This is a genomic window from Halanaerobiales bacterium (assembly GCA_035270125.1).
Lineage (GTDB): Bacteria > Bacillota > Halanaerobiia > Halanaerobiales > DATFIM01 > DATFIM01.
The window spans coordinates 1-10794 of the sequence record DATFIM010000010.1 but is presented as its reverse complement, the minus strand read 5'-3'; the positions used below and the strand labels follow the sequence as shown (position 1 = coordinate 10794).

Annotated in this window: 9 protein-coding genes; 1 reads left to right on the top strand and 8 read right to left on the bottom strand. The window is 29.7% G+C overall.

What is annotated here, in order from left to right:
* Nucleotides 1–195 precede the first annotated feature (195 nt).
* The 8 genes from VJ881_00620 to VJ881_00585 all read right to left on the bottom strand — a co-directional run bounded on the left by VJ881_00620 (nt 196) and on the right by VJ881_00585 (nt 8932).
* Complete coding sequence (locus VJ881_00620) at nt 196–372, bottom strand: hypothetical protein (GenBank protein ID HKL74542.1); 177 nt, start codon at nt 370–372, stop codon at nt 196–198.
* A gap of 14 nt (nt 373–386) precedes the next feature.
* Nucleotides 387–2438, bottom strand: a complete 2052-nt coding sequence (feoB, locus tag VJ881_00615) for a ferrous iron transport protein B (GenBank protein HKL74541.1) — start codon at nt 2436–2438, stop codon at nt 387–389.
* A 609-nt stretch (nt 2439–3047) separates the two neighbouring features.
* Nucleotides 3048–3578 (bottom strand): hypoxanthine phosphoribosyltransferase, encoded by a 531-nt coding sequence (hpt, locus tag VJ881_00610; protein ID HKL74540.1) that lies wholly within the window; start codon nt 3576–3578, stop codon nt 3048–3050.
* Nucleotides 3568–4542, bottom strand: coding sequence for a cytidylate kinase family protein (locus tag VJ881_00605; protein ID HKL74539.1), 975 nt, complete (start codon nt 4540–4542; stop codon nt 3568–3570). Before VJ881_00605 ends, hpt begins: the two co-directional genes overlap by 11 nt.
* Nucleotides 4543–4550: 8 nt before the next feature.
* On the bottom strand, nt 4551–5834 hold the full coding sequence (locus VJ881_00600) for an L-serine ammonia-lyase, iron-sulfur-dependent, subunit alpha (protein HKL74538.1): 1284 nt from the start codon (nt 5832–5834) through the stop codon (nt 4551–4553).
* Between the two features lie 47 nt (nt 5835–5881).
* Complete coding sequence (locus tag VJ881_00595) at nt 5882–6778, bottom strand: ribonuclease Z (protein ID HKL74537.1); 897 nt, start codon at nt 6776–6778, stop codon at nt 5882–5884.
* Between the two features lie 51 nt (nt 6779–6829).
* Entirely contained in the window at nt 6830–7555 is a 726-nt protein-coding gene (locus VJ881_00590; protein ID HKL74536.1) for a DUF975 family protein, read from the bottom strand.
* A 108-nt stretch (nt 7556–7663) separates the two neighbouring features.
* On the bottom strand, nt 7664–8932 hold the full coding sequence (locus tag VJ881_00585; GenBank protein ID HKL74535.1) for an MFS transporter: 1269 nt from the start codon (nt 8930–8932) through the stop codon (nt 7664–7666).
* A gap of 284 nt (nt 8933–9216) precedes the next feature.
* On the opposite strand from VJ881_00585, the gene VJ881_00580 reads away from it, so the two are divergent.
* Nucleotides 9217–10788: a Na+/H+ antiporter NhaC family protein gene (locus VJ881_00580; GenBank protein HKL74534.1), complete on the top strand. Its 1572-nt coding sequence runs from the start codon at nt 9217–9219 to the stop codon at nt 10786–10788.
* The last annotated feature ends 6 nt before the right edge of the window (nt 10789–10794 follow it).

Sequence of the window (10794 nt, the reverse complement as noted above, 5' to 3'; positions counted from 1 at the left end):
AGCACCTGATCCTTTACCTCCCATACCAGGAACTTCTCCCTCACATCCTCTACCATCACATTGAGGACATACTCTACAAAAACCATCCATTAATTTTCTTGCCTGTTCTTTTGCCATAATAAAACCTCCTTGCAAATTTCTATTATAATTATACATTATAGAAACTTTTATTTACAAGGAGGTTTTAAAAATATTTTACTTATTTTTTTTATTTATTTTTAAATCTAGATCATATTCTCCATCTCTAAAAGGACATTCTTGATCACTACAATCACTGCAGGGGCTATCTGTTCCCTGTAAGCCTCCATAAAGCTTTTTTATTATATAATAGGAACTGGCTATGCCAAGCAACGATAAAAATAAATATTCCATTTAGCTTCCTCCTTCTAAATTCCAATACCAAGCAATGAACCCAATTGATAAATTAAAAAAGATACTATCCAGGCCAAAATAAAAAGATAACTGGCACTTATTAGAGGCCATTTCCAGGAATTTGTTTCAGATTTTATCGTTCCTAAAGTTGCAATACAGGGAGTATAAATCAAGACCATAGTCATAAAAGAGTAAGCTGCCAGAGGAGAAAAATTAGCACTTAAAACAGACCTTAAACCACTCTCACCAGCTGAATAAACAACACCTAAAGTTCCAACAACTACTTCTTTTGCTAAAATCCCAAATATTAAAGAGGAGGCTGCCTGCCAGTTTCCAAAACCAAGAGGTGCAAATATGGGAGCAATCAACTGCCCAAATCTACCAATAATACTCTGGGCAGAAGCATATTCCACTCCTAGAGGTAAGTTAGCCAATACCCAGATCAAAACTACAACTGAAAAAATAATTGTTCCTGCTTTTTTAACAAATGCACTGGCTTTTTTCCACATTTGTATAAATACACTTTTTAAAGTTGGTATTCTATATGGTGGTAGTTCCATAATAAAAGCTGATCTTTCTCCTTCGAAGAAAAACTTATTAAATATACTTGCCATAACAACTGCAAGAACAATACCCATTAAATAGAGTGAAAAAACAACCAACCCTCCATTTTTTGGAAATAAAGCTCCAGCAAAAACAACATATACTGGTAAGCGAGCTGAACAGGACATAAGTGGATTAATTAAAATTGAAATTAATTTATCTCTTTTACTATCAAGAGTCCTTGTAGCCATAACTCCCGGAACATTACAGCCAAATCCAATAATCATTGGTATAAATGATTTCCCGTGTAATCCAATCTTACTCATAATTTTATCCATCACATAAGCAGCTCTGGCCATATATCCACTATCTTCTAAAATAGCAATAGCCAAAAATAAAAGTATAATATTTGGAATAAATACTAAAACTGAACCAACCCCACCAATTATTCCATCAGTTATAAAAGAAGTCAACATTTCTGGGAAACCTAAATTTATTAAAAATTGTCCAATCCATCTTCCACTTAACTCAAAAAACTTTTCTATATAACCTATTAATGGATTACCTAAAGTAAAGGTTAATTTAAAAATACTCCACATAACAAACATAAAAATTGGAATACCTAAATACTTATTTGTTACTATTTTATCTATTTTGTCAGAAATACTATCAGGTTTTTCTTCTTCCGCTGGTTCACTAACACATTCTTCAATTATTAAATCTATAAACTCATATTTTTTGGAAGTTATTATACTTTCAAATCGTTTTTCTAATTTTAATTCTTTTTTAGAGATAAGAGATTTTATTTTTCTTAATATAGAATTACCGACTTCTTTTTTGATGAATTCTTCAATTTCTGGATCTCTTTCTATTAATTTTAAAGCCAACCAACGCTGATTAATGATTCCAGAAAAGTTTATATTTTTAAATTCAGCTTTTATCTTAGTTATTAGAGTTTCAATATCTTCACCATAATCTATTTTTAATGCTTCTTTTTTTGAATCATAATCTTTAAGTATTTTAGAAAATAAGTCATCTAAACCTTTTCCTTTTTTAGCAACCGTTTCTACAACCTCAATTCCCAATCTTTCAGATAATTTATTTTTATCTATTTTTATTCTCTTTTTTTTAGCTTCATCTGCCATATTTAAAACTGCAATTAAATCTACTCCCATTTCTAACAATTGAACTGTAAAAAATAAATTTCTTTCTAAATTAACTGAATTAATAATATCTAAAACAAGATTATAATCTCCATTTAATAAAAAATCACGAGCTACAACTTCATCCTCTGATAAAGCTCCTAAAGAATAAATTCCAGGTAGATCTACTATCTCAAATTCAAACTCATTATAGAAACTTTTTCCAATCTTTTTTTCTACAGTAACCCCTGACCAATTCCCTACATGTTGGCTGGCTCCTGTCATTTCATTAAAAAGTGTTGTTTTTCCTGAATTAGGATTACCAGCTAATGCTATTCTTATATCATTTCCCCTATTTTTTAAATCAAATTTTTCAATCATATTTATCCCCTTTTTATAAATTTATTTAAATTAATTGAAAGTCATTATCATTGATGAATAAAAATTTTTGTTTATCTTGAACTCTCTAATTAATTTTTCAAAGCTATATACCCATCTGTGGTATCTGTTCTTAAATTAACATACCTAAGTAATTTTGTCAAGTTTTAAATAAAATTTTTTGTACTACTAAAAAAAGACACAAAAAAATCAAGGCCCTGACGAACCTTTGATTTTCTGCTCATGATTATTTTTTCTACTTAACTTATTCTTTCTATATTAGTTTGATTTAGACTTACTTTACTATTAATCTGACTTCCAGAAAAAATATCATCTAAAGAATTCTATCCCTTAGACAATTTCTTTCAAGTTGCCATTAATAGTAAGATCTACAGTTTTACACTAAATCTCACCAAGACTTACTTGAATAAGTTTTTCAAAAAAACTCTTTTGAACAGTCCATCTTCAGAATCCCTCAGGACCTTGTATCAATAATTATAGATTATAATGTATAAAAAGTCAACTTGTTTATTTCTGCTTCTGGGTTGAATATCTCACAATTACATTCTCAATCTTTATTATACTTTCAATATTACTCATTTTAAAAACATTTTATTTATCTCTATTATATTCCACAATATAAGGTAAGTTTCTATACCGTTCTTTATAATCCAACCCATACCCAACTACAAAACCACTTGAAATTTCAAAACCACTATATTCAACTGGAATTTCAACTAATTTTTTCTCTACATTATTTAAAAGAGTACAAATTTTTAGGCTTTTTGGATTTCTTGATTTTAAATTTTTACGCAAGTAATTATGAGTTAATCCTGTATTAATTATATTTTCTAATATCAAAACATCCTTATTAGAAATACTAAATTCCAAATCTCTAGTTACTCTGATTTCACCTGATTCATTATTATGAGAATAATGACTTAGTTCAAGAAAATCTAGTTTTATTGAATTATCAAGTTTTCTTGTTAAATCTGCCATAAAATAAAGAGAACTTTTCATTATACTAATAATAATTAACTCATTTTCTCGATAGTCATTGCTTATTTTTACAGCCAATTCTTTTATTCTTTTTTTTAACTCTTCTTCAGTAATAATTACCTTACCTAAATTTTTATCTTTCATCTTTTTCTTCTCCCTTATTAAAATCAAATTTTTCTATTAATTTATGAAAATCTTTTTTATAAACAATTTTAACCTTAATGTCTGGATAATTTTCTCTTAAAAGTCTTATTTTTTTGTTTTTTTCAGTTACATACTTTCTTTTCATAGTCGTTAGTTCAATATAAGTATTATAATCTGCTAAATAAAAATCAGGTCTAATACCCATTGTCACATTTCCTTCTGCATCCCATTCTAGGGGAAATTCTGTTGGCTCATATTCCCAATTTATATGATGCATATCCAGGATTTTTGCAAATTCTTTTTCACTAGCATGAGCAAAATTATAATCTTCATGCCCATCCTTTTTTACTATATTTTCAATTTTTTTATTCAGAGGTTTAGGATCTTCTTTCTTCTGATCTATTAATGTTATTAATAAATTTACTGCTTCATCTAAATTAAATCCATCACTATTAAGACAAATATGATAAAGAGTGGGATCTAACCAATCTGCCTCAAAAACTCTCCATAAATAACGTCTATGTTTTCGGTCACTTAAATCTATAGTCCTTTCAGCCTGATCATAATTTAATCCATATTTATTACAGGTTTTTTGTATCCTATATTCTTTAGAAGCTAATATTTTAATATGAATAGCTCTAGGATTGTCTCTAAAAATAATTTGAGAACCCAAACAAAGAATCACGACATTTTCAGTTTCAGCTAATTCTTGCATTTTATTACTAATATATTCAGCAAAAGTGGTTTTATTTTTAGCTTTTTTATCGATAGGTTTATTATAAAATTTAGAACTTTGTTTTAACATATGAAGTTGATGATCATTAGCAACCCCTGCTAACCAGTTTTCAAAAACATAATCATGATCAATTAATTTGAATCCTAGTTTTTGAGCCAATTTTTTAGCTATTGCATCTCCTGAACTTTCAGCCTGACGAGAAATTGTAATTATCTGCAAGTTTTTCACCTTCTTTTTTATTCATTTTCCAACATTATTTCCATTATAGTCTCATCAGTATTGGTCATCCCATCATTCACTCTTCCAAGGTTTTCAATTATTTTTTCAAAACTATCTGCAAGAATTCCATCTTTAGAAGGAATATAAGTATTATCTAGAGCTAATATTGCAGATTGTACAGCCCATCTTGAAGATAAGGCAACTTTATAGGCACATCCATCTTTAGCTCCATCACAAATAATTCCTGTTATGGTTCCTAACATATTCCGGGTAGTATGAAAAGCATCTTCAAGATCGCCACCTAACATATAGGTTATTCCTACACTTGAACCTGTACCAGCAGCAACTGCCGCTCCACACATCGCAGATAAAACACCTAAATATGATTTTATATACATTGTTACTAGATTACTTACTACTAAAGAACGATAAAGTTTTTCTTCACTAATATCTTTTACTTCTGATGCTCCTAAAATTGTTAAAAATGCAGTAATTCCCTGATTACCACTACCTGAATTTGACATAACTGCCTTTTTACAACCACTCATTCTAGCCTCAGAAGCTGTAGCTGCAAGTAATTGAGCTCTATTCATCATATTATCATTAGATAATCCACTATCAATCATTTTTTGCAATGAATCTCCTAGAGCAACACCTCTTTCTTTTCCTTTTTCAACTATTTCATAAGATAAATTAATACCTTTCTCTATAATAGCTAATTCAGATAATTTTACCTGATCTGCAAACTCAAAAATATCTTTAAGCGTATATTCTTTTAGATCATAGTCTGATTCTTTTTTTTCTTTATTATGAATTTCAAATTCATTGAATTCTTGACCTGTTTCAATTTCAATTATATTTAGATGCTTATCAATAGTTATTGCTCTAGCATTCTTTTTATCAGTAATAATTTTACTTTCAATAAATAATCTTTCTATTCCTTCTACTATATTTATCTCTATTTTATTTTCATCTATTAAATTTTCAGCCCTTTTTATATCCTTATCATTAACACCTTCAATTACTTCTAATTCTTTTGCAGGATCTCCTATTAAATATCCTAAAGCTGCAGCAATATACAAACCAGTTTTTCCCGTCCCTGGAATTCCTACTCTTAAACCATTTTTATAAATATTTCTATTTACTCTGATTTCAATTTTTTCCAGTTTACCATCAGCTTTTTGAGCTGCAGAAGCAGTAGAATAAGCTATAGCTATAGGTTCAGTACACCCCAGGGCAGGAGCAAGACCATCTCTTAAAATAGTAAGTAAATTTTGATATTTTTCATTTTCTAGTGCCATTTATTATTCCTCCTCAAGAAATAATATTTGATGTTAAATTAGAATTTTCAACTGTAAATTTCTGATAAATCTGAAGCTAATTCCACTTTATCATAAATATTAGATGCTATTTCTTTTAAAATATCTAAATCTTTATATCTTCTAGAATAATGAGTTAAAACCAATTTTTCTACACCGGCTCTTTTCCCCAATTGAGCAGCTTCTTTTACTGTTGAATGATGTTCACAACTTTTATTTATAAATGTAGAATCATGTATTAAAACTGTAGCATTTTTAGCTAATTTTTCTATTAATAAAGAAGGAGCTGTATCACCGGAATAAACTATTTTTCTTCCTTTATTTAAAACTGCTATATCTTCTAATTTTATTGTTTTTCCTTTATGGTTAATTTTATCTTCTTTTTTTATTTTTCTCAATATTGGACCGGCAGTTAAATTATTAGCTTTAACTTTTTCCATGTCAATATTCCACCTGTCTTTTTCTTCTAAACAATAAGCTACAGCCGGAATATTATGGTTGGCAGGAACAGACTTAATTCTATAATTTTTCTCATCTATTATAACCTTTTCTTTAGGTGTTTTAAAATCAACATCTGTAACCTCAATTTCAAAACCAGCATTCCCCTGATGAAGATTAGAAATTATATTATAATACTTATTGGCTTCAGGTCCAAAAATTTGCAATTTTTTCTTTCTTCCTTCAAGATGAAGAGTTTCTAATAAACCAATTAATCCTGCAAAATGATCAGCATGCCAATGAGTTATAAATATTCTATCAATATTCATAAAAGATAAACCAGCTTTTTGTAATTGAAGTTGAGTTCCTTCTCCACAATCCCAGAGTATAATATCCTGTCCATGTCTGATCCAGATTGCAGCATGATTTCTATCTGGAGTAGGAACAATACTTCCTGAACCAAGCATGATGACTTTTAGTCTTTCCATTTTATCCACCCCATCTAGTAGGATAAATCTTATAATAAGAGAAGGATAATATTAATTATCAGTTTCTAAATTTAGTTCTCTTTCAGTTACTAAATTATTAGTTATTGCTTCTTTTCTTAATTTTAAATATAACTCAGCATTTGTTGCATCATAATAAGGTTGAACAAAGAAAATCCCTATACCAAAAAATAATGACCCTAAAATAAACCAACCTAAAAATGATAAATCTAATATAAAAATATCCCATTTTTCTCCCTGAGTCATCTTATTACTAAGTTTTATTGCTTTTCTATGACCCATTTCAGGGTTATCAGCTAATATATAGGGCACCATTCTATAAGCATAAAATTTAATAATTCCAGGAATTATTAATAGTAAACTCCATAATATTACAAAAATACTTCTTAATAACATTGTCCAAAAAATATTAAAATAATTATTATTTTTAAAACCATAACCTAAACAGGAAACTTCTGATTCACCGTCTGATAATTGAATAAAATATTTTCTGCCACCTACTTCCAATACATATCCTATGAATATTCTTAATATTATAATTAACAAAATCACTGTCCCTACTATTAAAGCAATCTCAAAATCAAAAAATGCACCTCCACTAGCTTCTGCCCCTCCAGAACTACCAGCACTACTCCCTACTTCTCCACGATTATGGCTTCCGCCAGTAATTAATATTACCAGACTAACTAAAAAAGCCTGCCAGTAATTACCTTTCAAAACTTTTTTAGCTCTACTTTTTAAATCGGCTCTTGTCCACATATTTTCCCCACCTTATTTCTTTTTTATTCCTCTTTCTCAATACAATTATAAAATTCTATGTAAGTTCCTTAAATACCTTTTTATACAAATACTTTATTTTTAAGATTATTATTTTTTAGGTTTCTTTAACCTAAAAGTTAAAGCTATTACCAATATCATCAAAATTAATATCACCATAAATCCCTGGCGATAACCAGCTAAAGTGTAAATTCTACTTCCATTTATTATTTCCCCTTTCCAGGTATTATCAAGAATCCAACCAATAATAGAATTAAAAAAGATTGTACCTAAAAAAGGTGCTAAATTAATCAGGCCCATTGAGCCACCTTTTAATTGAGGAAAAAGTTCTTTTATTACTCCAAAAGTAACCATTACAAATAAACTAACTCCACCTATAATAAATAACAATAATATCAAATGAATAATAGGAGGTTTTCCTCCCTGGATAAAAATAAAATATATCCAACTCAAAGTAACAGTAAAAACACTAAATCTTATCATTCTAATTCTATTTTTAAATTTCAATTCTATCCACCCTAAAAATACAGAAGTAGTAATTAAACCCACAGTTAAAATTAAAGAAAAATTAGCAGCTATACTCCTTGATAAATTATAAGTATGCATCATAAAAGGTACAATCCATAAACCGGCAAGACTCATTATACTTCCCATCATAACAAATAACAATATAAAATAAAGCCAGAATTGTAAATTTGAAGCCAATACTTTAATCTCACTTAAAATTTCCTTAAAACTACGTTTTTCTATTTTAGATTCTTCTTTTAAATTAAATCCTAATTCCTGAGGATAATCATAGACATATCTCCAGATAAGAATTGCCATTATAATTGAAATTCCTGAAAATATAAAAAAAGATGTACGCCAATTTACTATTTCCAAAAAAAATGAAAAAGGAGAGGCAGCTAATAATGCCCCGATATTACCCATTACAGAAGTCCAACCATTATATTTAGTAAATTGAGTTGGAGGGAACCAGATAGCTATCATTTTTAAAATTGAAATAAAAAAACAGGCTGAGCCAATTCCAATTAATAATCTTGCTAAAGAAACAGTTAACATACTTCCAGATATGCCAAACAAAAAAGCTCCTATTCCCATAAATATCATTCCAAAAGTAGTTACAATTTTGACACCATATTTATCTCCTAAAATACCTACAGGAACCTGTAAAAATGCATAAGCATAAAAATACATGGAAGTTAACAAACCTAAATTAGCAGCAGTTAAACCCATTTCTTCAGATAATATATTAGATAAAACTCCTATTGAATAACGATGAAAAAATGCAAGTAAAAATCCAAAACTTAAAATGAACCACATCTTTTTTCTGTATTTTTTTAAATTTACTTCTTGCAAAATTTTACCTCCCTGAATATTCTGGTTATTAATTATCAATAAAAATATTATTATACTCTTATTTTATTATACAACTAAAATGGTCATACGACAAATTTCAGGTTATTAAATTACTAAAAGAAATGGAATTGAACTGTGAAAAATATTTTTTCATTTTTATTAAATATTTTTGCACAAAAAATTTAAAATTTTTTAAAATCTACAAATAACTTATATATACCCCTGATTTCTTGGTATAAAATTTGCAATATATATTATGGTAAAAAAGGAAGGGGTTATTATTTATGGATCATTATGGAATCTTATCTTTAGTTCCACCTCTACTAGCTATTCTTTTGGCCTGGTGGTCTAAAGAAGTTTTATTGTCACTTTTTGTTGGAGTTTTTTCCGGAGCTTTAATATTAAATGGTTATAATCCTATTGCTGGTTTTTATAGAACTCTTGATAGTTTTATGCTTCCCTCTCTTGCAGATGAATGGAATGCAGGTATTATAATCTTTACTATTACAATGGGAGGTATGATTGGAATAATTAGTAAAGCAGGTGGAGCAAAATCCATCGGTGATGCAATTGCTGAAAAGGCAAAAACTGTACGTAAAGCTCAATTTTCAGTCTGGTTATTAGGTATTGGTATTTTCTTTGATGATTATTCTAACACTTTAATTGTTGGTAATACCATGAGACCAATCACTGATAAAATGAATGTTTCTAGAGAAAAATTGGCTTATATTACTGACACTACTGCTGCGGCAATGGCCAGTATTACACCTATTTCTACCTGGATTGCCTATGAGGTAGGTCTTATTAATGATGCTTTACAGAATATTGGAATGGAAACAAGTGCTTATACTACATTTGTTAAAACAATTCCATTCCGTTTTTACAGTATTTTTGCCCTAATATTAGCATTAATAATTATCTTAACTAAAAAAGATTTTGGAACTATGTTTGATGCAGAAACAAGAGCCAGAAAGACTGGAAAAGTTCTTCGTGATGATGCTACACCGATGGCTTCCAAAGAGTTAACTGAAATGGATGGACCAGATGGTAAAAATATGAGCTGGTTTGCTGCTTTAACCCCAATTATTGTTACTGTATTAGTAACTCTCTTTGGTCTCTGGTTTGATGGAGGCGGAATGGCCGGTGAAACTATCCAGGATGCCTTTGGAAATGCAAATTCCAGTAAAGTTCTTATCTGGGCTGCTTTTTCCGGTAGTTTAACAGCTGGAATATTAGCTTCACTAGGTAATGTTATACCTGTAGGAGATATTGTAGATGGCTGGGTTGATGGAGCTAAGTCAATGATTATTGCTTCATTTATACTTGTCTTAGCCTGGTCTATTGGTAGTGTAACTGAAAAGCTAGGGACTGCTGATTTTGTGGTAGGTATTGCTGAAGGTAATATTCCCGCCTTTATTATTCCTACTTTAATCTTTATTATTGGTGCTTTTATTGCCTTTACCACCGGTAGTTCCTGGGGTACAGTAGCAATATTAATGCCACTGGCTGTACCACTTGCACATTCAATCGGAGCACCTCTGCTTCCTTCTATAGCAGCTGTGCTTACTGGTGGTGTCTGGGGTGATCACTGTTCACCAATCTCTGATACGACTATTATGTCTTCAACAGCAGCTGGTGCTGATCATGTAGATCATGTTAAAACTCAGGTGCCTTATGCCTTTGTAGGAGCAGGTGCTGCTATAATCTTTGGCTTCATTCCTGCTGGATTTGGATTCCCTGTTTATTTTTCACTTCCATTAGGAATCATAGCAATGTATATCTTTGTTCAGTATGCAGGTAGAACAGTCGAAGATAAGATGGAAAATATTGAACTTGATGAAATTTCTATGACATAAAAACAA

What these genes read in the sequence shown, in the direction of transcription:
- VJ881_00620 (HKL74542.1), bottom strand. Translation starts at nt 372, where the DNA reads ATGGAATATTTATTTTTATCGTTGCTTGGCATAGCCAGTTCCTATTAT.
- hpt (HKL74540.1), bottom strand. Translation starts at nt 3,578, where the DNA reads ATGAAAGATAAAAATTTAGGTAAGGTAATTATTACTGAAGAAGAGTTA.
- VJ881_00590 (HKL74536.1), bottom strand. Translation starts at nt 7,555, where the DNA reads ATGTGGACAAGAGCCGATTTAAAAAGTAGAGCTAAAAAAGTTTTGAAA.
- VJ881_00600 (HKL74538.1), bottom strand. Translation starts at nt 5,834, where the DNA reads ATGGCACTAGAAAATGAAAAATATCAAAATTTACTTACTATTTTAAGA.
- VJ881_00580 (HKL74534.1), top strand. Translation starts at nt 9,217, where the DNA reads ATGGATCATTATGGAATCTTATCTTTAGTTCCACCTCTACTAGCTATT.
- VJ881_00595 (HKL74537.1), bottom strand. Translation starts at nt 6,778, where the DNA reads ATGGAAAGACTAAAAGTCATCATGCTTGGTTCAGGAAGTATTGTTCCT.
- feoB (HKL74541.1), bottom strand. Translation starts at nt 2,438, where the DNA reads ATGATTGAAAAATTTGATTTAAAAAATAGGGGAAATGATATAAGAATA.